The organism is Pseudomonas sp. Pse79, from assembly GCF_024519615.1.
GTDB classification, from domain to species: Bacteria; Pseudomonadota; Gammaproteobacteria; order Pseudomonadales; family Pseudomonadaceae; genus Aquipseudomonas; species Aquipseudomonas veronii.
This window is the reverse complement of the sequence record NZ_JALJRR010000004.1, coordinates 236,100-258,899: the sequence shown is the minus strand read 5'-3', so window position 1 is coordinate 258,899 and position 22,800 is coordinate 236,100. Positions and strand designations below refer to the sequence as shown.

17 protein-coding genes are annotated in these 22,800 nt (G+C 61.7%); 10 read left to right on the top strand and 7 right to left on the bottom strand.

Translation table 11 applies throughout. The features are described 5' to 3' along the window. Window positions 1-113: 113 nt before the first annotated feature. Window positions 114-1,640, bottom strand: a complete 1,527-nt coding sequence (gene gpmI, locus NR164_RS08190; protein WP_046385000.1) for a 2,3-bisphosphoglycerate-independent phosphoglycerate mutase — start codon at window positions 1,638-1,640, stop codon at window positions 114-116. 151 nt (window positions 1,641-1,791) lie between these two features. Between gpmI and NR164_RS08185 the strand changes: the two genes are divergently transcribed. Genes NR164_RS08185 through secB form a run of 3 tightly spaced genes read left to right on the top strand, consistent with a single transcriptional unit; the run spans window position 1,792 to window position 2,982 of the window. Then, a complete protein-coding gene (locus tag NR164_RS08185; RefSeq protein WP_017849931.1) occupies window positions 1,792-2,205 on the top strand; it encodes a rhodanese-like domain-containing protein in 414 nt (137 codons plus the stop codon). Window position 2,206: 1 nt separating this feature from the next. Next, window positions 2,207-2,461, top strand: coding sequence for a glutaredoxin 3 (grxC, locus tag NR164_RS08180; RefSeq protein ID WP_046384999.1), 255 nt, complete (start codon window positions 2,207-2,209; stop codon window positions 2,459-2,461). 41 nt (window positions 2,462-2,502) lie between these two features. Then, on the top strand, window positions 2,503-2,982 hold the full coding sequence (gene secB, locus NR164_RS08175) for a protein-export chaperone SecB (protein WP_017849929.1): 480 nt from the start codon (window positions 2,503-2,505) through the stop codon (window positions 2,980-2,982). Between the two features lie 119 nt (window positions 2,983-3,101). On the opposite strand, the gene NR164_RS08170 is transcribed toward secB, so the two are convergent. Further along, on the bottom strand, window positions 3,102-3,557 hold the full coding sequence (locus NR164_RS08170; protein ID WP_017849928.1) for a tRNA (cytidine(34)-2'-O)-methyltransferase: 456 nt from the start codon (window positions 3,555-3,557) through the stop codon (window positions 3,102-3,104). Here NR164_RS08170 and NR164_RS08165 point away from each other — a divergent pair. Beyond that, window positions 3,556-3,996 carry a hypothetical protein gene (locus NR164_RS08165; protein WP_079442662.1) on the top strand — a complete coding sequence of 147 codons (441 nt, stop codon included), beginning with the start codon at window positions 3,556-3,558 and terminating at the stop codon, window positions 3,994-3,996. The two genes, NR164_RS08170 and NR164_RS08165, sit on opposite strands and share 2 nt — an antisense overlap. 531 nt (window positions 3,997-4,527) lie before the next feature. On the opposite strand, the gene ntrC is transcribed toward NR164_RS08165, so the two are convergent. The 4 genes from ntrC to glnA all read right to left on the bottom strand — a co-directional run bounded on the left by ntrC (window position 4,528) and on the right by glnA (window position 9,446). After that, complete coding sequence (ntrC, locus tag NR164_RS08160) at window positions 4,528-5,964, bottom strand: nitrogen regulation protein NR(I) (RefSeq protein WP_017849926.1); 1,437 nt, start codon at window positions 5,962-5,964, stop codon at window positions 4,528-4,530. Continuing rightward, a complete protein-coding gene (gene glnL / locus NR164_RS08155) occupies window positions 5,961-7,046 on the bottom strand; it encodes a nitrogen regulation protein NR(II) (protein WP_017849925.1) in 1,086 nt (361 codons plus the stop codon). Before glnL ends, ntrC begins: the two co-directional genes overlap by 4 nt. 311 nt (window positions 7,047-7,357) lie before the next feature. Then, entirely contained in the window at window positions 7,358-7,894 is a 537-nt protein-coding gene (locus NR164_RS08150) for a chorismate mutase (protein WP_256822598.1), read from the bottom strand. Window positions 7,895-8,039: 145 nt separating this feature from the next. Next, window positions 8,040-9,446, bottom strand: a complete 1,407-nt coding sequence (glnA, locus tag NR164_RS08145) for a glutamate--ammonia ligase (RefSeq protein WP_017849923.1) — start codon at window positions 9,444-9,446, stop codon at window positions 8,040-8,042. Window positions 9,447-9,780: 334 nt separating this feature from the next. On the opposite strand from glnA, the gene thiI reads away from it, so the two are divergent. Both thiI and typA read left to right on the top strand, forming a co-directional pair. Next, entirely contained in the window at window positions 9,781-11,235 is a 1,455-nt protein-coding gene (gene thiI, locus NR164_RS08140; RefSeq protein ID WP_046384997.1) for a tRNA uracil 4-sulfurtransferase ThiI, read from the top strand. Between the two features lie 139 nt (window positions 11,236-11,374). Then, window positions 11,375-13,195: a translational GTPase TypA gene (typA, locus tag NR164_RS08135; protein ID WP_017849921.1), complete on the top strand. Its 1,821-nt coding sequence runs from the start codon at window positions 11,375-11,377 to the stop codon at window positions 13,193-13,195. 195 nt (window positions 13,196-13,390) lie between these two features. On the opposite strand, the gene NR164_RS08130 is transcribed toward typA, so the two are convergent. Beyond that, window positions 13,391-13,825 (bottom strand): YkgJ family cysteine cluster protein, encoded by a 435-nt coding sequence (locus NR164_RS08130; protein WP_256822596.1) that lies wholly within the window; start codon window positions 13,823-13,825, stop codon window positions 13,391-13,393. A 236-nt stretch (window positions 13,826-14,061) separates the two neighbouring features. On the opposite strand from NR164_RS08130, the gene NR164_RS08125 reads away from it, so the two are divergent. The 4 genes from NR164_RS08125 (at window position 14,062) to NR164_RS08110 (ending at window position 22,682) form a co-directional block, all read left to right on the top strand. Then, window positions 14,062-16,512, top strand: a complete 2,451-nt coding sequence (locus tag NR164_RS08125) for a glycogen/starch/alpha-glucan phosphorylase (RefSeq protein ID WP_026140399.1) — start codon at window positions 14,062-14,064, stop codon at window positions 16,510-16,512. A 159-nt stretch (window positions 16,513-16,671) separates the two neighbouring features. Next, window positions 16,672-20,211: a DUF2339 domain-containing protein gene (locus tag NR164_RS08120; RefSeq protein WP_256822594.1), complete on the top strand. Its 3,540-nt coding sequence runs from the start codon at window positions 16,672-16,674 to the stop codon at window positions 20,209-20,211. Continuing rightward, window positions 20,211-21,563: a DUF3999 domain-containing protein gene (locus NR164_RS08115; protein ID WP_256822604.1), complete on the top strand. Its 1,353-nt coding sequence runs from the start codon at window positions 20,211-20,213 to the stop codon at window positions 21,561-21,563. The genes NR164_RS08120 and NR164_RS08115 overlap by 1 nt, the downstream gene beginning before the upstream one ends. A gap of 108 nt (window positions 21,564-21,671) precedes the next feature. Beyond that, the gene (locus NR164_RS08110) at window positions 21,672-22,682 is read left to right on the top strand and encodes a class 1 fructose-bisphosphatase (protein WP_046384995.1); all 1,011 of its coding nucleotides are present in this window, start codon (window positions 21,672-21,674) and stop codon (window positions 22,680-22,682) included. The last annotated feature ends 118 nt before the right edge of the window (window positions 22,683-22,800 follow it).

The following is a 22,800-nucleotide window of genomic DNA, read 5'->3' as shown; positions in this document are numbered from 1 at the left end:
GTGTGGGAGGGGGCTTGCCCCCGATTGCGGTGTGTCAGCTGAATAGGTGTTGGCTGATCCACTGCTATCGGGGGCAAGCCCCCTCCCACATTGGTTCTGCGGTGTGGTTTAGATCAGACCAGAATCGAGGTGCCGGTCATCTCTTTGGGCTTCTCCAACCCCATCAACATCAGCATGGTCGGCGCCACATCAGCCAGCACGCCGCCTTTGCGCACTTTCAGGTCGCGCTTGCCGACGTAGATGAACGGCACCGGCTCGGTGGTGTGGGCGGTGTGGGCTTGCCCGGTGGACTCGTCGGACATTTGCTCGCAGTTGCCATGGTCGGCGGTGATCAGCGCTTCGCCGCCGACTTTTTCCAGGGCGTCGACGATGCGGCCCACGCACAGGTCCAGGCATTCCACGGCCTTGATCGCGGCGGCCAGGTTGCCGCTGTGGCCGACCATGTCGCCGTTGGCGTAGTTGACCACGATCACGTCATAGCGCTGGTGTTCGATGGCGTCGACGATTTTGTCGGTGACTTGCGGCGCGCTCATTTCCGGTTGCAGGTCGTAGGTCGCGACTTTCGGCGACGGGATCAGGATGCGCTCTTCGCCCGGGAACGGTTCTTCGCGGCCGCCGGAGAAGAAGAAGGTCACGTGGGCGTACTTCTCGGTTTCGGCGATGCGCAGTTGGGTCTTGCCGTTTTTCGCCAGGTAGTCGCCCAGCACGTTTTCCAGGCTGCCGGGAGCAAAAGCCGACGGGGCCGGGATGTTGGCGGCGTATTGGGTGAGCATCACGAACTCGATTTTCGGCTGGCGCGCGCGTTCGAAGTCCTTGAAACCCGGGTCGACGAACACATGGCTCAGCTCGCGGGCACGGTCGGCGCGGAAGTTCATGAACACCACGGCGTCGCCGTCTTCCACTTTCACCGGCTCGCCGATGGTGGTGGCCTTGACGAACTCATCGCTCTCGCCGCGCGCGTAGGCGGCTTCCAGGCCTTCCTGGGCGGTGGCGGCGTTGAATTCGGCCTGGCCGTCGACGATCAGGTTGTAGGCCTGGGACACGCGGTCCCAGCGGTTGTCGCGGTCCATCGCGAAATAGCGACCGACCAGGCTGGCGATGCGGCCCTTGCCGAGGGCGGCGAAGGTGGCGTCCAGCAGTTCGATCGACGATTGCGCGCTTTTCGGCGGCGTGTCGCGGCCGTCGAGGAAGGCGTGCAGGTAGATCTTGTCGGCGCCGCGCTTGAAGGCCAGTTCGGCCATGGCCACGAGGTGGTCCTGGTGGCTGTGTACGCCGCCGTCGGACAGCAGGCCCATGAAATGCACGGCCTTGCCGGCAGCGACGGCTTTATCGACGGCCGCGCAGATGGTCGGGTTCTCGAAGAACTCGCCGTCGCGGATCGCTTTGGTCACGCGGGTGAAGTCCTGATAGACCACTCGTCCGGCGCCGAGGTTCATGTGGCCGACTTCCGAGTTGCCCATTTGGCCGTCCGGCAGGCCCACATCCATGCCCGAACCGGAGATCAGCCCGTTGGGCAAAGTGGCGGTCAGACGGTCCAGCACCGGCTTGTTGGCCGAGTACACGGCGTTGTCGTGGTGGCTTTCACTGTGTCCGAAGCCATCGAGAATTATCAGGACCAAAGGTTTAGGCGTCGTAGTCATAGATCCTCTCGCGGCGGTAATTGATGAAGGGGATTGAAAAGGGAGTGGCAGTTTAAAGCGAAGTTCCGACCACGTCACCGCTTTACGGGGGTTGGCCCCCCCTGACGGCTGTGTATACTTACCGCCATTTTAACGCCCTGGAACCTCCTTGATGGTTGATCACCTGATTGCATTTGCCACTGCCCACTACCTGCTCGCGGGTGCCTTCGTCATCCTGCTGGCGCTGCTGATCGCTCATGAAATGAGCCGCGGTGGCCGCAGCCTGAGCACGTCGGAGCTGACCGCGCTGGTCAACAAGGATGAGGCCGTTGTCGTGGATATCCGTCCGGCCAAGGATTTTGCCGCCGGTCATATCGTTGGCGCCCTGAACATTCCCCAGGACAAGCTGATCGCGCGCCTGGCCGAGCTGGAAAAGCACAAGGCCAAGACCATTATCCTGGTCGACGCCCAAGGCCAGCATTCCGGCACCCATGCCCGCGAAATGCTCAAGACCGGCTTTACCGCCGCCAAACTGTCTGGTGGTATCAGCAGCTGGCGCGCCGACAACCTGCCGCTGGTGAAGTGATATGAGCCAGGTTGTCGTGTATTCCAGCGATTGGTGCCCTTACTGCATGCGGGCCAAGGCCTTGCTGGAGAAAAAGGGTGTTGCCTTCGAAGAGATCAAGGTCGACGGCAAACCCCAGGTGCGCGCCGAAATGGCCCAGAAGGCGGGACGCACGTCCGTGCCGCAGATCTGGATCGGCGCCAAGCACGTCGGTGGATGCGATGACCTGTTTGCCCTTGAGCGCGCCGGCAAGCTGGACGCGCTGCTTCACGTCTGACTCCTAAACCCTAAAAGACCCAAGATCAAGAAGGATCTGCGATGACTGACCAACAGAACACCGAAGCAGCAGAAGCCCAAGGCCCACAGTTTTCGCTGCAGCGCATCTATGTGCGTGACCTGTCGTTCGAAGCGCCGAAAAGCCCGGCCATCTTCCGTCAGGAGTGGACCCCAAGCGTCGGGCTGGACCTGAACACCCGTCAAAAAGCCCTGGAAGGTGACTTCCACGAAGTCGTGCTGACCCTCTCGGTCACCGTCAAGAACGGCGAAGAAGTGGCCTTCATCGCTGAAGTGCAACAGGCCGGTATCTTCCTGATCCAGGGCCTGGACGAAGCGTCCATGAGCCACACCCTGGGCGCGTTCTGCCCGAACATCCTGTTCCCGTATGCCCGCGAGACCCTGGACAGCCTGGTCACCCGTGGCTCGTTCCCGGCGCTGATGCTGGCTCCGGTGAACTTCGATGCCCTGTATGCGCAAGAGCTGCAGCGCATGCAACAGGAAGGTTCGTCGACGGTTCAATAAGTCGATGCGCTAAAAAATGTGGGAGGGGGCTTGCCCCCGATTGCGGTGTGTCAGCTGAATAGGTGTTGGCTGACCCACTGCTATCGGGGGCAAGCCCCCTCCCACATTTGTTATGTGTGTTATTTGAAGCCGAGTTGGCGCCAGCCTTCGTAGACGGCGACGGCGACGGTGTTCGATAAGTTCAGGCTGCGGCAACCTTCGCGCATCGGCAAACGCAGGCGATGGCCGTCGGGCAGGGCGTCGAGCACCTCAGCCGGCAGGCCACGGCTTTCCGGGCCGAACAGGAAGGCGTCGCCGTCGGCGAAGCTGGCGTCATGGAACGGCCGCGAGCCCTTGGTGGTAAACGCGAACAACCGAGGGTGGCCGAGGCTTTCCAGGCAGCTGGCGAGGTCAGCGTGGCGTTGCAGGGTGGCATACTCGTGGTAGTCCAGCCCGGCGCGGCGCAGGCGCTTGTCGTCCATGTCGAAGCCCAGCGGCTCGATCAAATGCAGGTGGCAGCCACTGTTGGCGCACAGCCTGATAACGTTGCCGGTGTTCGGCGGAATTTCTGGTTGAAAAAGGATGACGTGAAACATGCACGGCTCCGAAGGCAAAGATGCGCTGCATTCTACCCTCGAAGAAGACCCCAGGCCGAAGCTATTGCCAAGGGTTTTGGGCTCTTTGGCGATTGTCGGCCTGATGGTGGGCCTGATGATCGGGCGCCTGACCGCCCCGGACCCGGTCGAATTGCTGCAGGTGACGCCGGCGGCCAACGGTGTGGTGGTGTGGTTCAACAGCGAACCCAAGCTGCATGGCGAGCATATCGACGGCACCGTGGCGCTGTTGTTCGACGCGCAGGGCAAGGCTGCCAGCGGGCAGCTCAAGGTCAATGACAAGGATGTGAACTGGCGCGTGCGCAAGACCGATGGCGGCCTGTTGCTCAACCTGGTGGCGGCGCGGCCGTTGCGTGGGGAATGGTCGGGAGAGGAAGCTGAAGGCCGCTGGCGGCTGGAGATCCATCTCCAAGAGCAATAAAAGAGGGAGTTCCCGGCCTGCCTGTACCAGGGCTCCCAAAACGGGATGAAGCCATCCGGCTTCGTGTTAAAGAGGGAATCCCCGGCCTGCCTGTACCGAGGTTCCCGAAAGCGGTGTGGAGCGCGACGCGGTTCGCATCAAGCACCCCGGGTGTAAAGAGGGGATTCTCGGCCTGCCTGTACCAAGGTCCCCGAAACTGGGTTGTATCAGGGTTATTGCAGGGCGCGTGCCACACTGGCCAAGTTGCTCGAAAAAAACGCTCCAGACAGCGAAAAGCCCCGGAATACGGGGCTTTGGCGTTTTTGGTTGTCTGATTTCAGGCGGCGGTGCGAAGGTTTGAGGTGTTGGCGCCGTGCCCGATGCCGGTTCATGGTGCATTGAAGCGGTGCATGGTCGCCAAACCTTATGCAGATCCAAATGTGGGAGGGGGCTTGCCCCCGATTGCGGTGGATCAGTCATGTAGATGCCGACTGACATGCCGCTATCGGGGGCAAGCCCCCTCCCACATTCGATCTTCAGTGGGGCTGAAATTCAGCCCTCGTCACCGTCGTCATCATCCGCGCCATCGACCTTCATCCCCAGTTCCTTGATCTTGCGCGTCAGGGTATTGCGGCCCCAACCCAGCAGCACGGCGGCATCGCGACGGCGGCCGGCGGTGTGCTTGAGGGCGGTTTCGATCATGATCCGTTCGAAGGCCGGCACGGCGCTGTCCAGCAGGTTCGACTGGCCGCGTGCCAGGGCCTGGTCGGCCCATTGACGCAGTGCCTGTTCCCAGTTGGTCACGGGGGCCGAATCCTGCGGCAGGCTGAGCAGCTCCGGCGGCAGGTCGCTGATATGCACTTCGCGCCCGGACGCCATGACCGTGATCCAGCGGCAGGTGTTCTCCAGCTGGCGCACGTTGCCGGGCCACGGCAGGTTCTTCAGGTATTCCTCGGTCTCGCTTTTCAGCAGCTTCGGCTCGACGGCCAGCTCCTGGGCGGCGCGGCTGAGGAAGTGGCGCGCGAGGGTCGGGATGTCTTCGCGACGGTCCGACATGCGCGGGATGTGGATGCGGATCACGTTGAGGCGGTGGAACAAGTCCTCACGGAACTTGCCCGCATGCACCAGGGTTTCCAGGTTCTGGTGAGTCGCGGCGATGATACGCACGTCAACCTTGACCGGCGTATGCCCGCCCACACGGTAGAACTCGCCGTCCGCCAGCACGCGCAGCAAGCGGGTCTGGGTATCGGCCGGCATGTCGCCGATTTCATCGAGGAACAGCGTGCCGCCGTCCGCCTGTTCAAACCGCCCGCGCCGCAGGTTGGCCGCGCCGGTGAAGGCGCCTTTCTCGTGGCCGAACAGCTCGGACTCCATCAAGTCCTTCGGAATCGCCGCCATGTTCAGCGCGATGAACGGCGACGCCGCCCGCGGGCTGTGGCGGTGCAGGGCGTGAGCCACCAGTTCTTTACCGGTGCCCGACTCGCCGTTGATCAGCACGGTGATGTTGGAGTGGCTCAAGCGCCCGATGGCGCGAAACACTTCCTGCATCGCCGGCGCTTCACCGATGATTTCCGGGGTGCGGGTCAGGGCGGGCGGGGCTTCCTGGTTCTGCTGTTCCTGGGCGTGCTGGTTGGCGCGCTTGACCAGCGCCACCGCTTCGTCCACGTCGAACGGCTTGGGCAGGTACTCAAAGGCACCGCCCTGGTAGGACGCGACAGCGCTGTCCAGGTCCGAGTGTGCGGTCATGATGATCACCGGCAGGCGCGGGTGCTGCTCGCGAATCCGCGCCAGCAGGTCCAGGCCGCTGGCACCGGGCATGCGGATGTCGGAGATGATCACGTCGGGCTGCTGGCGCGCCAGGCGGCTCATCACCCCGTCAGCGCTGTCGAAGCTCTGGGTGGTCATGCCTTCCTGTTGCAGGGCTTTCTCGAGGACCCAGCGGATAGAACGGTCGTCATCGACGATCCAGACAGTTTCACTACGGCTCATGTCGATGGGGCTCCTTGTTCCAGAGGCAGAAAGATCGAGAACGTGGTGTGGCCAGGATGGCTCTCACATTCGATCAGACCCTGGTGCTGGCTGATGATGTTCTGGGTAATGGCCAGGCCCAGCCCGGTACCGTCCGGGCGGCCGCTGACCATGGGGAAGAAAATGGTTTCCTGCAGTTCTGCTGGAATGCCCGGGCCGTTGTCGGTGATTTCGACTTTGGTCACCAGGCGATGGCGCACGTGGCCGATGGTGAACTGGCGCAAGGCGCGGGTGCGCAGGCTGATGCGGCCCAGGCGCAGCTCGTTCTGGCTGCTGATGGCCTGCATGGCGTTGCGCACGATGTTGAGCACCGCCTGGATCATCTGCTCGCGGTCGATCAACACGTCGGGAATGCTCGGGTCATAGTCGCGCACCAAGGTGATGCAGCCTTGGCTTTCGGCCTCGACCAACTGGCAGACACGCTCCAGCACCTCATGCACGTTGGTCATCGCCAGCGACGGCAGCTTGTTGGAGCCGAGCATGCGGTCCACCAGATTACGCAGGCGGTCGGCCTCTTCGATGATGACGTTGGTGTAGTCCTTGAGGTGCTCGTCCGGCAGCTCGCGAGCCAGCAACTGCGCCGCGCCGCGAATCCCGCCCAACGGGTTCTTGATCTCGTGGGCCAGGCCGCGCACCAGCATCTTGCTGGTTTCCTGCTTGGACAACTGCGCTTCTTCCTTGGTGATGCGCAGCAGGCGGTCACGCGGGTGGACTTCGAGCAGCAGCAGGGTGCTGCCGTTGCTCAGGATCGGGGTCACGGCGTAGTCGACGGTCAGGGTCTGGCCGGTCAGGGCGGTGAGCATCGCTTCGCGCTTGGTGAACGGATGTGCCTGCTCCACTGCCTGGCGCAACGAGCTCAAGGCTTCGGCCGACTCGGTGAACAACTCGCTGATGAACTGCCCATGGCTGCGCTGCCCGCTGATGGCCAGGAGCATCTCCGCCGCCGGGTTCATGTACTCAAGGCGCAGGTCGTCATTGAGCAGGATGGTCGCGGTGGTCAGGTTGTCGAGTAACAAACGGTGCAGTGCATCGCTGATGGTCATCAGGACCTCTTTTGGAGCAAGGCGCGGGCTTGAGGCACACGCTGATACAAGGAAAATGCAAAAACCAAACCAAGGCTCCGAAAAGAAGCGTTTAAGCCCTGAAATAAGGGTTTAAGGCTCGAAACTGTGGCGTTCTGCCAGCTTCATCGGGAAGTTTCGAACCAAAATGGGCTGGGTCGGTGGGAAGGGTGCAGGCTGTCGCACCAATATAGTGCGATTATGTGACGATTGTTCAGGAAGCGCGAATTCACACAAATCAAATGTGGGAGGGGGATTGCCTCCTCCCGCATTTTTGGATCGGGTTTACCGTTTTAGTTTTTGTAGATACACAGCTCGGCGGTCGCGCGGATCATCGCCAACTGCTGCATCGGCTCATTGAGCGGCTCATGCACGGCTTCGGCCAGCCATTGCGGGCACTGTGGGTCGGTGCGCTGCGGGCTGAAGTCGGCCAATTGCTGCAGCAGGCGTTTTTGCAGTTGGTCCAGTTGCGGGCGGATCTGCTTGACCAGGTCCGGGCGCGGATCGTCGGGGGCCTTGCCCTGGAACTGCCAGTCGGAAAGATGGGCGTACTGCACCAGTTTGTTCGCTTCGATCTGTGCCGAGAAGAACTGCCCGGCGGCGACAGGGTCCAGCTTGTAGCTCGGGGCCTGGGCGACGACGCTGGCGATCACCTCTTGCTCGCGCTTCTTGTCTTCTACGGGCTTGTGGCTGTCCCACTTGCTCAGGGCGACCTGGTCGGCGATCGCCAGGCGCTCGGCGATGCTGTTGAGTAAAGGTTCGAGGCTGGGCGGCGCAGCGCTCGCACTGGCACTGACGAATAACAGAGCGAACACAAGTCGACGGTTCAATGCTGATCTCCTTGTGGGAGGGGGCAAGCTCCCTCCCACCTTTTTGATTGGGTTTGCAGGTGCGGAGCTGTGTAATCCCCGGGCAAAAAAAGACCTCCCGAAGGAGGTCTTTTTCGATCACGCCACGTTAAGCGACGCTACCGGATCAGCAGCTGTAGTACAGCTCGTATTCCAGTGGGTGTACGAAGGTGCGGACTTTGATTTCTTCTTCGCTTTTCAGCTCGATGTAGGCATCGATGAAGTCGTCGCTGAATACGCCGCCTTTGGTCAGGAACGCACGGCCCTTGTCCAGCTCTTCCAGGGCTTCTTTCAGGCTGCCGCACACTTGTGGGATCTCTTTGGCCTCTTCAGGCGGCAGGTCGTACAAGTTTTTGTCGGCGGCGTCGCCTGGGTGGATCTTGTTCTGGATGCCGTCCAGGCCAGCCATCAGCAGTGCAGCGAAGCCCAGGTACGGGTTGGCTGCCGGGTCCGGGAAGCGGGCTTCGATACGGCGAGCGCGCGGGCTGGACACGTAAGGAATACGGATCGATGCGGAGCGGTTACGAGCCGAGTAGGCCAGCATTACCGGTGCTTCGAAACCTGGGACCAGACGCTTGTAGGAGTTGGTCGACGGGTTGGTGAAGCCGTTCAGGGCCTTACCGTGCTTGATGATACCGCCGATGAAGTACAGGGCGGTGTCGGACAGGCCGGCATAACCTTCGCCAGCGAAGGTGTTCTTGCCATCTTTAGCGATGGACAGGTGAACGTGCATGCCCGAACCGTTATCGCCGTACAGAGGCTTAGGCATGAAGGTTGCGGTACGGCCGTAGGCATCAGCCACGTTGTGTACGCAGTACTTCAGGGTCTGGACTTCGTCAGCCTTGGCAACCAGGGTGTTGAACTTCACACCGATTTCGTTCTGGCCGGCAGTCGCCACTTCGTGGTGGTGTACTTCGATGACCAGGCCCATTTCTTCCATGGCGTTGCACATGGAGGTACGGATTTCGTGGTCGTGGTCGAATGGCGGAACTGGGAAGTAGCCACCTTTGATACCTGGACGGTGGCCTTTATTGCCGCCTTCTACGTCCTGGTCGGACATCCACGAACCTTGTTCGGAGAAAATCTTGAACATGGAACCGGAGATGTCGGACTTGAACTTGACCGAATCAAAGATGAAGAATTCTGGCTCTGGGCCTACGAATACGGTGTCGCCGATACCGGTCGACTTCAGGTATTCCTCGGCACGCTTGGCGATCGCACGTGGGTCGCGGTCGTAGCCTTGCATGGTCGAAGGCTCGATCACGTCGCAGACGATGATCAGGGTTGGGTCTTCGGTGAACGGGTCCAGCACGGCAGTGCTGTCGTCCGGCATCAGGATCATGTCGGAAGCTTCGATGCCTTTCCAACCGGCAATGGAGGAACCGTCGAACATTTTGCCTTCTTCGAAGAACGCGTCATCCAGCGCGTCGCGAGCCGGCATGGTCACGTGGTGCTGAGTGCCTTTTGTGTCCGTGAAGCGCAGATCAATCCACTTAACGTCATGATCTTTGATGAGTTGAACCGACTTCGACATGGTGTCCTCCGGGGTGGCTTCGGGCTGGGTAGTGGAGTTAGCCCTTAGAATGTGGGTGATGCCGGCGCGGATAGTCCGCCATGGCAACCTGCCTCACAAGAGAGCAAATTGCATGCCAGTGCGCCAACATGGCCTTTTTGCGTCAAAATGGCCCCTATAACAGTGCAAACCGCCGAAATGGAATAAATAACGCACTGCAATGTGGCGCTCATTTGCATAAATGACCTGTTTTGGTGCGTTGCGCCGTTGATGCATATTAACTGGTTAAACCTTGAGCGATTTCCGCTATAATCCGCGCCCCCCTTTTTCGGCAGGCCCTGCGCGCGCTGTTTCCATGAAATTAATCGTTAAAGTCTTCCCCGAGATCACCATCAAAAGCCGACCGGTACGGATGCGTTTCATCCGTCAGTTGGCCAAGAACATCCGTGCCGTGCTCCGCGATCTGGACCCGGCTGTGGTGGTGAACGGTGTGTGGGACAATCTCGAGCTGGAAACCCGTGTCACCGACGCCAAGGCCTTGAAGGATATGACCGAGCGCCTGAGCTGCATGCCGGGCATCGCGCATTTCCTGCAGGTCGACGAGTACCCGCTGGGCGACTTCGACGACATCACCGAAAAGTGCAAACAGCACTTTGGCAGCGAGCTTGAAGGCAAGATTTTTTCGGTGCGCTGCAAGCGTGCCGGCAAGCACCCGTTCAGCTCCATGGATGTGGAAAAATACGTCGGCAGCAAGCTGCGTCGCGAGTGCGGCGCAGCCGGAATTTCCCTCAAGGCGCCGCAAATTGAAGTGCGGATGGAAATTCGCGACCAACGGTTGTTTGTGATCCACAGCCAGCACAATAGCATTGGTGGCTACCCGCTCGGCGCCCTGGAACAGACCCTGGTCTTGATGTCCGGCGGTTTCGATTCCACGGTGGCGGCCTACCAGATCATGCGCCGCGGCCTGATGAGCCACTTCTGCTTCTTCAACCTGGGCGGGCGTGCCCACGAATTGGGCGTGATGGAAGTCGCGCACTATATCTGGAAGAAGTACGGCAGCTCCCAACGCGTGCTGTTTGTCAGCGTGCCGTTCGAGGAAGTACTGGGCGAAATTCTCGGCAAAGTCGATAACAGTCATATGGGCGTAGTATTGAAGCGTATGATGTTGCGCGCAGCGTCCCGAATTGCCGATCAACTGCAGATCGACGCGCTGGTGACCGGCGAAGCGATTTCCCAGGTATCCAGCCAGACGCTGCCGAACCTGTCGCTGATCGATTGCGTGACCGAGAAGCTGGTGCTGCGCCCGCTGATCGCCAGCCATAAGCAGGACATCATCGACCTGGCAGAACAGATCGGCACCGCCGACTTTGCCAAGCACATGCCTGAATATTGCGGGGTCATTTCGGTGAACCCCAAGACCCACGCCAAGCGCAACCGCGTGGAGTATGAAGAACAACAGTTTGATATGGCGGTTCTGGAGCGTGCGCTCGAGAACGCCAAACTGGTCCCGATCGATCGTGTCATCGACGAGTTGGGCCAGGATGTGCAGATCGAAGAAGTCAGCGAAGCCCTGGCCGGTCAGATCATCATCGACATCCGTCACCCGGATGCCGCTGAAGACGAGCCGCTGGAAATCGCTGGCATCGACGTACAAACGCTGCCGTTCTATGCATTGAACGCGCGTTTCAAGGAACTGGATAACAGCCGTCAGTACCTGCTGTATTGCGACAAAGGCGTGATGAGTCGCCTGCATGCCCACCATTTGCTCAGTGAGGGGCATGCCAATGTGCGCGTTTATCGACCGAGCTAAGAGCCCGGGGCTGTTTGCCTGTGGCCTGCGTCACCGGCCCCCCGACTCTGCCGTCAAGCTGTAACGGCAAGGCCTGACTCTACTGTTAATCGCTGCCACGACCTGTCAGCACACCGAATCCTCTGATCGAGATACACAAGTGATCGAAAATCTACGTAACATCGCCATCATTGCTCACGTTGACCATGGTAAAACCACCCTGGTAGACAAACTCTTGCGTCAATCCGGCACCCTGGAGCGCAACGAGCTCAACGACGAGCGCGTGATGGACTCCAACGACCAGGAAAAAGAGCGCGGTATTACCATCCTGGCTAAAAACACCGCTATCAACTGGAACGGCTACCACATCAACATCGTGGATACCCCGGGCCACGCCGACTTCGGCGGCGAAGTAGAACGCGTAATGTCGATGGTCGACTCCGTTCTGCTGCTGGTTGACGCTCAAGACGGCCCTATGCCGCAAACCCGTTTCGTGACCAAGAAGGCGTTCGAAGCCGGCCTGCGTCCGATCGTGTGCATCAACAAGGTTGACCGTCCAGGCGCGCGTCCGGATTGGGTTCTGGACCAGATCTTCGATCTGTTCGACAACCTGGGTGCTACCGAAGAACAACTGGACTTCCAGGTTATCTACGCTTCGGCCCTGAACGGTATTGCCGGTCTGGATCACACCGCCATGGCGGAAGACATGACCCCGCTGTACCAGGCCATCGTTGACCACGTTCCACCACCGAAGGTTGACCGTGACGGTCCGTTCCAGATGCAAATCTCGGCACTGGACTACAACAGCTTCCTGGGTGTTATCGGCGTTGGCCGTATCGCTCGTGGTAGCGTCAAGCCGAACACTCCGGTTGTCGCTATCGGCGCCGACGGCAAGAAGCGCAACGGTCGTATCCTGAAGCTGATGGGTCACCACGGCCTGCACCGCATCGACGTTGAAGAAGCGTTCGCCGGCGACATCGTGTGCGTCAGCGGTATGGACTCGCTGTTCATCTCCGACACCCTGTGCCAGCCGGACACTGTCGAGGCGATGAAGCCTCTGACCGTCGACGAGCCAACCGTTTCCATGACCTTCCAGGTAAACGACTCGCCTTTCTGCGGTAAAGAAGGCAAGTTCGTGACCTCCCGTAACATCAAGGAACGTCTGGACAAAGAGCTGCTCTACAACGTGGCACTGCGCGTTGAAGAAGGCGACTCGGCTGACAAGTTCAAGGTTTCCGGCCGTGGTGAGCTGCACCTCTCGGTACTGATCGAAACCATGCGTCGCGAAGGCTTCGAAATGGGCGTTGGTCGTCCTGAAGTGATCATCCGTACTGTTGACGGCGTGAAGCAGGAACCGTTCGAAAACGTCACCATCGACACCCCTGAAGAATCCCAGGGCAAGGTCATGGAAGAGATGGGCCTGCGTAAGGGCGACCTGACCAACATGGTGCCGGATGGCAAAGGCCGTGTGCGTCTGGAATACAACATCCCTGCGCGTGGTCTGATCGGTTTCCGTAACCAGTTCCTGACCCTGACCAACGGTGCTGGCATCCTGACCTCGATCTTCGATCGCTACGACACCATGAAGTCCGGCGACATGTCCGGCCGTCAGAACGGTGTTCTGGTTTCGGTTGAAACCGGCAAGGCGCTGACCTACTCCCTGGAAACCCTCCAGGCGCGTGGCAAGCTGTTCGTTGAACACGGTCAAGAGATCTACAACGGTCAGATCGTTGGTCTGAACAGCCGTGACAACGACATGGGCGTCAACCCAACCAAAGGCAAGAAGCTCGACAACATGCGTGCTTCGGGTAAAGACGAAACCATCGCTCTGGTTCCACCTGTTCGCTTCACCCTGGAACAGGCCCTGGAATTCATCCAGGACGACGAGCTGTGCGAAGTCACGCCTAAGTCGATCCGCCTGCGTAAGAAGATCCTGGACGAAGGCGAGCGTACCCGCGCTGCCAAGAAAGCCAAGAACTGAGTTAACTCAGGCTGAATGAAAAACGCCCCCGGTCGAAAGGCCGGGGGCGTTTTTTTATGTCCGCAGGTTTTGTGCTGAAGGTGCCGGCCCTATCGGGGGCAAGCCCCCTCCCACAGTTTTGATTTGTGAACGCCTTCAAAATGTGGGAGGGGGCTTGCCCCCGATAGGGCCCTTGAGAGCCCTGCAAAACATGGATCAGAACTTATCGAGCGTCTTGAAATTGGTCTCGCGCACCACTTCCTTGGGCTTGTACGCGCAATACCCCGGCCGCGGGCCGATTTTCGGGTGGTTGCGGCAGGTATCCGGGCGCTTGTCATAAATAGTGCAGAAGCGCGTCTTACGATCCAGGTACAGGCAGTCGTTGTTGCTCATGCGCTGCAGGGTGAAGATCTCGGATTTGCTGTTGTAGCGCTCGACGATGCCTTCCTTCTGCAAACGCTTGGCGATGTTCTTCGGCGGGTCGCCGCGCTCGAATTCATCGACGATGCCAATGCGGATCAAGTCTTTGATCTTCACTTCGACCGGCAGCGTGCAGCAGCTGGACACGCAGCCTCCGCAAATGTGGGCGGAATATTTCTGCCAGGTCTCGAGACGGTCGAGTTCCGCGGCGGCGATCAGTTGAGGCTTCATCAGGGTTCCAAGGTGGGGCGGTATCCGGGCGCGCGATCATACCGGGATTGATGGTTTTTTGAACAATATTTTCGGGTTTTCAGCTCGAAGGCGGCTCGAACAGTGATCGGGCACGACCCCTGCATTAAATTCATGCAAAGGTGAATGAGTTAAAAAACTGCCGAACCAGCGCGTCGACCGCCGGTCAGACCGACTAGGCTCTAGCAACTCCTTCAATCTCGCCCGAGGTCACACCGATGTCTCAGGAACCGCTTGCACGAGAAGCAGAGGTAGCCGCATTTCGCGATGCTGTCTTGACCAAACTCACCTATGCGGTGGGCAAAGACCCGGATCACGCCTTCGACCATGACTGGTTCGAAGCCATTGCCCTGGCCGCCCGCGACCAGATGGTCGATCACTGGATGAACCATACGCGGCAAATCTACCGCAAAGGCCAGAAGCGGGTGTATTACCTCTCGCTGGAATTCCTCATCGGCCGCCTGCTCTTCGACAGCCTGAGCAACCTCGGCCTGCTGGAGATCGCTCGCGAAGCGCTCACCGAGTTGGGTGTCGACCTGGAACGCATCCGCCTGCTGGAGCCCGATGCAGCGCTCGGCAACGGCGGTCTGGGGCGCCTGGCGGCGTGCTTTATGGAAAGCATGTCGACCCTGGGCATTGCCGGCCATGGTTATGGCATCCGTTATGAGCACGGGCTGTTCCGCCAGGCGATTGTCGATGGCTGGCAGCAGGAGCAGACCGAGCGCTGGCTGGATTTCGGCAACCCGTGGGAGTTCGAACGGGCTGAAGTGATCTACCCGATCGGCTTCGGCGGCAGCGTCGAAACCCTCGCCGATGCCGGCGGCAAGCTGATTCAGGTGTGGTCGCCCAGCGAAACCGTGCGGGCCGTGGCCTACGACACTCCGGTGGTCGGCTGGCGCGGCGCCAGCGTCAACACCCTGCGGCTGTGGCGTGCGCGCGCCGTGGAAGACCTGCACCTGGAGCGCTTCAACGCCGGTGACCACTTGGGCGCCGTCGCCGAAGTGGCCCGCGCCGAAAGCATCTCCCGAGTGCTTTACCCGGCCGACAGCACCGAAGCGGGGCAGGAACTGCGCCTGCGCCAGGAATACTTCTTCGTCTCGGCCTCGCTGCAAGACCTGCTGCGCCGCCACAAGAACATGCACGGCTCGGTGCTGAGCCTGGGCGAACATGCCGCCATTCAGCTCAACGACACGCACCCGTCCATCGCGGTCGCCGAGTTGATGCGGCAACTGGTGGACCTGCACGATATTCCCTGGGAAGCGGCGTGGGACGTCACCGTCGAAACCCTGTCGTACACCAACCACACACTGCTGCCCGAAGCCCTGGAAACCTGGCCGGTCGGCCTGATGGAACGCATGCTGCCCCGGCACATGCAGATCATCTACCTGATCAACGCGCAGCACATCGACTCGCTGCGCGCCAAGGGCATCCACGATTTCGACGTGCTGCGCGCCGTGTCGCTGATCGAAGAAGACAACGGCCGCCGCGTGCGGATGGGTAACCTGGCGTTCCTCGGCTCCCATAGCGTCAACGGCGTATCCGGCCTGCACACCCAACTGATGCGCAGCACGGTGTTCTCCGAACTGCACAAGCTGTACCCGGAGCGCATCAACAACAAAACCAACGGCATCACCTTCCGCCGCTGGCTGTACCAGGCCAACCCCCAACTCACCGGCATGCTCGTCGACGCGCTGGGTGCGGACATCCTCGACAAGCCCGAACAGCGCCTGATCGAACTCGAACCGTTCGCCGAGAAGCAGGCCTTCCGCAAGGCCTTCGCCGAACAACGCCTGCACAGCAAGCGCGCGCTGGCCGAGATCATCCATGAGCGTCTGGGTATTGCGGTCAACCCGGCGGCGATGTTCGACGTGCAGGTCAAGCGCATCCACGAGTACAAGCGCCAGTTACTCAATCTGCTGCACACCGTGGCGCTGTACCAGGCGATCCGTGCCGAGCCCGAGACCGACTGGGTGCCGCGAGTGAAGATCTTCGCCGGCAAGGCGGCGGCGAGCTATCACCAGGCCAAGCTGATCATCAAGCTGACCAACGACATCGCCCGCACCGTCAACAACGACCCCACCGTGCGCGGCTTGCTCAAGGTGGTGTTCCTGCCCAACTACAACGTCAGCCTGGCGGAAAGCATCATCCCGGCGGCGGACTTGTCGGAGCAGATTTCCACCGCCGGCTTTGAAGCATCGGGCACCAGCAACATGAAGTTCGGCCTTAACGGCGCGCTGTCCATCGGCACCATGGACGGCGCCAACGTCGAGATGCACGAGCGCGTGGGCGGCGAGCACATGTTTATCTTCGGCCTCAGCGCCCAGCAGGTGGAGGCCCGCAAGCACGCCGGTGAATTCCACGCCGGGCCGGACATCGCCGCGTCCCATCGTTTGAGCGATGTGTTGCAAGCGATTCGCGGCGGGGTGTTCTCGCCGGACGATCCGGGCCGTTATGTGGGCTTGATCGATGGGCTGATCGAGTACGACCGCTTCCTGGTGTGTGCCGACTTCGATGCCTACTGGGAGGCGCAGACCCGGGTCGACGCGCATTGGCATGATTCCAAGGAATGGTGGCGTTCGGCGGTGCTCAATACCGCGCGGATGGGCTGGTTCTCTTCGGACCGCACCATCCGTGAGTACGCCACCGAGATCTGGAAAGCGCTCGACTAACCCCCCCAAAAACCAAAATGTGGGAGGGGGCTTGCCCCCGATAGCGGACTGTCAGTTTGCAGATATGTCGACTGGCACACCGCTATCGGGGGCAAGCCCTCTCCCACATTGGTCCCGCGTCGATATACTAGGTCCCGGTTTGCTTAGGGAATATCGACCATGCAATGGATTTTCATGCTGATTGGGCTGGCGCTCGGCTGGACGCTCGATGAGTCGTTCGGCGACGCGGGCATCGGCGCGCTGCTGGGGTTGGGCATTGGCCAGGCGATTCGCCTGTCGATGCTGGCTTCGCGCATGGATGAACAAGGCCGTCAGTTGGAGACCGCGCAGAAAGCGCTCTCCGCGCTGGAGCAACGCCTGGCGCAACTGGAAAAACCTGCGCCTGAACCCGCGCCGCTGGCGCACAGTGTGGTGGTCGAATCCCCCGTCGCCGAATCCGCCTCGCCGGCCAAGGCCCCCGAGCTTATCTGGGAATTGCCCGCCGAACTGGCGCCGACCCCCGTCGCCATTGCCGCCGAACCAAGCCAGGCGTTACCGGCGGATGTGTGGACGCCTGCCGAGAAACCGCCTGCACCTGAACCGGTTATCCCCCGAGGCCCGAACCTGATCGAACGTGCCATCCGCGGCGCGCGCAATTGGCTGTTCGGCGGCAATACCGTGTTGCGCGTCGGTGTGGTGCTGTTGTTCCTCGGCCTGGCCTTTTTGCTGCGTTATGCCACCGAAGGCATGGTGGTGCCGATCGAACTGCGTTATGCCGGGGTTGCCGCCGCCGCCTTGGGCCTGCTGGGCCTGGGCTGGTGGTTGCGGCTGCGCAACAGCAATTACGGCTTGATGCTGCAAGGCACCGGGATTGCGGTGCTGTACCTGACGGTGTTTGCCGCAATGCGCCTGCACCCGTTGATCGACCCGGGCGCGGCGCTGGGCCTGCTGGTGGCGGTCACGCTGTTTTCGGCGATCCTGGCGATTACCCAGGATGCGTTGGGCCTGGCCTGCGCAGCGGCGCTGGGCGGGTTTGCCGCGCCGATCCTGACTTCCACCGGCGCCGGCAGCCATGTGGCGCTGTTCAGCTACTTCGCCCTGCTCAATGCCGGCATCCTCGCCATCGCCTGGTTCAAGGCCTGGCGCCTGCTCAACCTGATCGGCTTTGTCGGCACCTTCGGCATCGGTTTCGCCTGGGGCCTGCGTTCGTATGCGCCGCAGCTGCTGTGGAGCACCGAGCCGTTCCTGATCGTGTTTTTCCTGATGTACCTGGCCATCGGCCTGCTGTTCACCCGGCGCAAATTGCTGGAGATGAACGACGCGCCCGAGGACGACAGCCGGGGCGCGCTGCTGCGCTGGTCGGCGGCCAAGGGCGATTATGTCGACGGCAGCCTGCTGTTCGGTCCGCCACTGGTGGGCTTCGGCTTGCAGTTCGCACTGGTACAACACCTGGAGTTTGCCGCTGCGTTCAGCGCCCTGGGCCTGGGCATCATCTACATGGGCCTGGCCCGACTGCTCCGTGGCGGGCGTGCCTTGTTGCTGGCGGAAACCTGTCTGGCCCTGGGCGTGATCTTCGCCAGCCTGGCGATTCCCCTGGGCCTCGACGCGCGCTGGACCGCAGCGGCCTGGGCGGTGGAAGGCGCCGGGATCTTCTGGCTCGGCCTGCGCCAGCAACGGCCGTTGGCGCGGGCGTTCGGCCTGTTGTTGCAACTGGGTTCGGCGCTGGCCTTCCTCAGTGAACTGCGCGTCGGCGCACACACAATGCTGGACGGTGCGCCATTGGGCGCGCTGTTGCTGGGCGCCGCGTTGCTGTTCAGCTTCGCGCAGTTGCGCAACGCCTCCACCGAACAGGCGGCGGCTTGGGAGCGCAAGGGCTTGCCGGTGTTGGCCAGCCTCGGGCTGACCTTCGTGTACCTGCTCGCACCGCTGCTGTTGCTGACCCAGGGCACCGCCATCAGTTGGGCGCTCGCCGGCCTGGCGACGCTGTATGTGGGCCTGCGCATCGGTTCACGGACCTTCCTGTTCACCGCGTTCGCCGTGCAACTGCTGGGTGGCGCGTTGTTCCTGTTGCGCCTGCAAGGCGGTGATGGCGTGGCGGTATTCAGCGCGGGTTGGGGCGGTTTGCTGACGGCCTCGCTGATCGGGCTGGCGTTGATCGGCGGCATGCTGCTGGCGGCCCGTGACGACATGGTGCGCAGCGACGCGCGCCTGTTGCGCGGGTTGTCGGTGGTGTTGCTGGCCGGCCTGGTGTTGATCAACCTGGCCGTGCTGTTTGTGCTGCCTTGGGAAAGCGCCAGCGGGGTGTGGGCGGCGAGTGGTCTGCTGATCATCTGGTTGAGCCTGTACCTGCAACAGCGCGTCAGTTTTGTGTTCGGTTTGCTGCTGCAACTGATCGGCGGCGCGTCGTTCCTGCTGGCGGTGCCGGAACTGCTCGGGCCGTTGACCAATGAAGGTTTGCGTCCGTTGGCGCACAGCGGCTTCTGGACGCCGATGGTGTTGGGCCTGGCCGCTCTGGTCGGCGCCTGGCGCTTGCAGCGCGAACCTCATGCGCCGGTGTTTGCCGTGCTGAAACTGCAACGCCTGTCCGACCTGTTGCTGGTATGGGGCGCGGCCTGGTGGGCGTTGGCGCTGATCGGCGAAGTGCTGCGGTTTATCCCGCAAGCGTTGCAGGGCGCGTTCCTGCTGGGTATCGCCGCGGCGAGCGTGGCGCTCTGGACGCTGTTCGCGGCGCGCCTGCGCTGGGCCTCGCTGGCGATGCTCTGCACCTTGCTGATGCCGGCGGCGGCAGCGGTGTTGCTGGTGTCTGCCCATAGCTACTATCACCCGGCGGCGCAGTTCGGCTGGCTGGCCTGGCTGGCGGTGTTCGCGGTGCATTTCATCTCATTGCGGCGCTTGGCGGCGGTGGCTCCGGCCAAAGTACTGAGCGTTGCCCATGTGTTGGGTAGCTGGATGTTGATCGGCGTCCTGGCGCTGGAGCTGCGCTACGGCCTGTTGTTGCTGTCGAGCGAATACAACGCCTGGCGCTGGCTGGGCTGGGCGATCCTGCCGAGCCTCTACCTGGTGCTGGCGGCTGCGCCGCGCAGTTGGCCATGGCCGGTGTCGGCCTATGCCAAGGAGTACCGCGTGCTGGCGGCGCTGCCGTTGGCGGTGCTGATGCTCGGCTGGTTCTGGCTGGCCAATACGTTCAGCGACGGTACGGCCAAGCCGTTGCCCTATGTGCCGCTGATCAACCCGCTGGACCTGGGCCTGCTGTTTGCCCTGCTTGGCGTGTATCTGTGGTCGCGCAGTGTGGCGCCGCAGCGCGGGCCGCGTGCCGAACGGATCGCCCAAGGGGTGGCGGGGGCTTCGCTGTTTGCGTTCTTCACGGCGCTGGTGATGCGTACCGCCCACCATTGGGGCGGCGTGCCGTTTCACCTGGACGCGTTGCTGGAGTCGATGCTGGTGCAAGCTGGTTTGTCGATCGTCTGGACCCTGATTGCCCTCGGCCTGATGATCGGCGGTCACCTGCGCCATCGTCGCGAAGTTTGGCTGATCGGCGCGGCGTTGATTGCCGTGGTGGTGGCCAAGTTGTTTTTTGTCGAGCTGAGCAACCGTGGCGGCCTGGCGCGGATCGTGTCGTTCATTGGCGTGGGCGGGTTGTTGCTGGTGGTGGGTTACTTCGCACCGCTGCCGCCCAAGCGCGCCGAACCTGTGTTGGAAACTGAAGGAGCATCCTCTTGATCGGTAAGTTGAGCGTGGCGGTAGTGGGCGTGTGTGCGACATTGTCGGTATGGGCCCAGGAAACGCCCGCCGACTTCTCCGCCCAGGTGCCGCTGAGTATCAGCGGCAACGGCCCGTGGTATCGCCTCGAATTGCCGCTGGCCGTGCAACTGAGCGCGCGCCAGGCCGACCTCAGCGATCTGCGCGTATTCAATGCCGCCGGTGAGCCCCAGGCCTACGCGCTGTCGCGCCAATCCGCGCAACACACCGAGAATCGTAACGTTGCCGATGTGAAGTGGTTCCCGCTGTACGCCGCCGACACCCGCGAAACCTTGCCGGCGGTGGTGATGAAGTCCAGCGCCGAAGGCACCTTGCTGGAGGTGCGCCCCTCCACGGCAACCACGACCGGCCAGCAGGTGCTGCGCGGCTGGGTGCTCGACGCCAGTGCGATCAAGGCGCCGTTGCAGCAACTGAGCCTCGACTGGAGCCACGAGCAAGAAGGCTTCCAGCGATTCAGCATCGAAGCCAGCGATGACTTGCAGCACTGGACGCCCTGGGGCGACGGGCAAGTGGCGCGCTTGTCGTTTGCCGACGAGCGCGTCGAGCAGCACGACGTCAACCTGCCGGGGCAAACGGCGCGTTACCTGCGCCTGTTGTGGCAGGGCCAGGCGGCGCCGCTGTTGACCTCGGCCAAATTGGTCAGCGCCACCCGCAGCAGCCTGCCGACGCCATGGGTGTGGTCGCAGCCGCTCTCCGGCACGCGGCTGCAGGCGGGGGAATACACCTGGCAGTTGCCGGCGGGGCTGAACGTCGAGCGCCTGCGCGTGGAATTGACACAACCCAATACGCTGGCGCCCGTGACCTTGTCGGGGCGACGCGACAGCAAGCAAGCCTGGCAGCCGTTGAGCAATGGTTTGCTGTACCGCCTGACCCAGAACGGCCGGGACGTGGTGCAGGATCAATTGCAGTTGCCGGGCCAGGCGGTCGCCGAACTCAAGTTGCAGGTGGATGAGCGCGGCGGCGGCCTGGGCACCGCCGCGCCGACCCTGCGGGTTGCCGTGCGCGCCACTCAGTTGGTGTTCCTGGCGCGGGGCGAGCCGCCGTTCACCCTGGCGCTGGGGAATGCCTCGGCCAAGGCGGCGAACCTGCCGCTGTCGACCCTGATCCCCGACTACAGCGCCGAGCGCCTCAACACCTTGGGGCAGGCCACGGTGGCGGGGGACGTCAGGGTCACGTCGCCAGCGCTCGTGGCCGCTGTCGACACCGAACCGAACTGGAAAAAACTCGGACTCTGGGCCGTATTGCTGCTCGGTGTGGCGGCGCTGGGGGCCATGGCTTACAGTTTGCTGCGCAAGCCTGCAGCAGCACGTTAAATAACGTCCATGAACTCTATTGGGTTTAAATCCTCTGATAGGAGGAAATACGCCCCGACTCGCGTTAAACTGCGCGGGTTTTTAGCCCCCCATACATCGGAGCCTTCCATGTCCCGCGTTACCCTGAGTCGCTATTTGATCGAGCAGACCCGCAGTAACAACACGCCTGCCGATCTGCGCTTCCTTATCGAAGTGGTGGCGCGTGCTTGCAAGGAAATCAGCCACGCCGTGTCCAAAGGCGCGCTGGGTGGCGTCCTCGGCAGCATGGGCACTGAAAACGTCCAAGGCGAAGTGCAGAAGAAACTCGACGTGATCTCCAACGAGATCCTGCTCGAAGCCAACGAATGGGGCGGTCACCTGGCCGGCATGGCGTCCGAAGAAATGGACAATGCCTACCAGATCCCGGGCAAATACCCGAAAGGCGCCTATCTGCTGGTGTTCGACCCACTGGACGGCTCGTCCAACATCGACATCAACGCCCCGGTCGGCACCATCTTCTCGGTGCTGCGTTGCCCGAACGAACACCTGAGCCAGAACGAAGCCCTGAACGAAAAGGCCTTCCTGCAGCCGGGCACCCAGCAGGTTGCCGCCGGTTATGCGATCTACGGCCCGCAGACCATGCTGGTGCTGACCTTGGGCGACGGCGTCAAAGGCTTCACCCTGGACCGCGAAATGGGCAGCTTCGTGCTGACCCACGAAGACATCTCGATTCCTGCTTCTACCCAGGAATTTGCGATCAACATGTCCAACCAGCGCCACTGGGAAGAACCGGTCAAGCGCTACGTCAGCGAGTTGATGGAAGGCGAAGAAGGCCCGTTGAAGAAAAACTTCAACATGCGCTGGGTCGCGGCGATGGTGGCTGACGTACACCGTATCCTGACCCGTGGTGGCGTGTTCATGTACCCGCGTGACAGCCGCGAGCCGTCCAAGCCGGGCAAGCTGCGCCTGATGTACGAAGCCAACCCGATGTCGTTCCTGGTTGAACAGGCGGGCGGTGTGTCCACCGACGGCCACCAGCGCATCCTCGACATCCAGCCCGAAGGCCTGCACCAGCGCGTGGCGGTGTTCCTGGGTTCGAAGGAAGAAGTCGAGCGCGTGACCGGCTATCACAAGAAGTAAGTGCGGCGAGGGAGCAAGCTCCCTCGGCACGTTCAAGACGTGAAGTCTTGAACGATGAGAAGCCCCGAAACGTTTCAGCGTTTTCGGGGCTTTTTTGTTTTCGTTTGTCGGGAACCAG

What these genes read in the sequence shown, in the direction of transcription:
- NR164_RS08170 (WP_017849928.1), bottom strand. Translation starts at nt 3,557, where the DNA reads ATGTTTCACGTCATCCTTTTTCAACCAGAAATTCCGCCGAACACCGGC.
- NR164_RS08185 (WP_017849931.1), top strand. Translation starts at nt 1,792, where the DNA reads ATGGTTGATCACCTGATTGCATTTGCCACTGCCCACTACCTGCTCGCG.
- NR164_RS08125 (WP_026140399.1), top strand. Translation starts at nt 14,062, where the DNA reads ATGTCTCAGGAACCGCTTGCACGAGAAGCAGAGGTAGCCGCATTTCGC.
- NR164_RS08120 (WP_256822594.1), top strand. Translation starts at nt 16,672, where the DNA reads ATGCAATGGATTTTCATGCTGATTGGGCTGGCGCTCGGCTGGACGCTC.
- glnL (WP_017849925.1), bottom strand. Translation starts at nt 7,046, where the DNA reads ATGACCATCAGCGATGCACTGCACCGTTTGTTACTCGACAACCTGACC.
- secB (WP_017849929.1), top strand. Translation starts at nt 2,503, where the DNA reads ATGACTGACCAACAGAACACCGAAGCAGCAGAAGCCCAAGGCCCACAG.
- NR164_RS08110 (WP_046384995.1), top strand. Translation starts at nt 21,672, where the DNA reads ATGTCCCGCGTTACCCTGAGTCGCTATTTGATCGAGCAGACCCGCAGT.
- glnA (WP_017849923.1), bottom strand. Translation starts at nt 9,446, where the DNA reads ATGTCGAAGTCGGTTCAACTCATCAAAGATCATGACGTTAAGTGGATT.
- thiI (WP_046384997.1), top strand. Translation starts at nt 9,781, where the DNA reads ATGAAATTAATCGTTAAAGTCTTCCCCGAGATCACCATCAAAAGCCGA.
- ntrC (WP_017849926.1), bottom strand. Translation starts at nt 5,964, where the DNA reads ATGAGCCGTAGTGAAACTGTCTGGATCGTCGATGACGACCGTTCTATC.
- gpmI (WP_046385000.1), bottom strand. Translation starts at nt 1,640, where the DNA reads ATGACTACGACGCCTAAACCTTTGGTCCTGATAATTCTCGATGGCTTC.
- NR164_RS08165 (WP_079442662.1), top strand. Translation starts at nt 3,556, where the DNA reads ATGCACGGCTCCGAAGGCAAAGATGCGCTGCATTCTACCCTCGAAGAA.
- NR164_RS08130 (WP_256822596.1), bottom strand. Translation starts at nt 13,825, where the DNA reads ATGAAGCCTCAACTGATCGCCGCCGCGGAACTCGACCGTCTCGAGACC.
- grxC (WP_046384999.1), top strand. Translation starts at nt 2,207, where the DNA reads ATGAGCCAGGTTGTCGTGTATTCCAGCGATTGGTGCCCTTACTGCATG.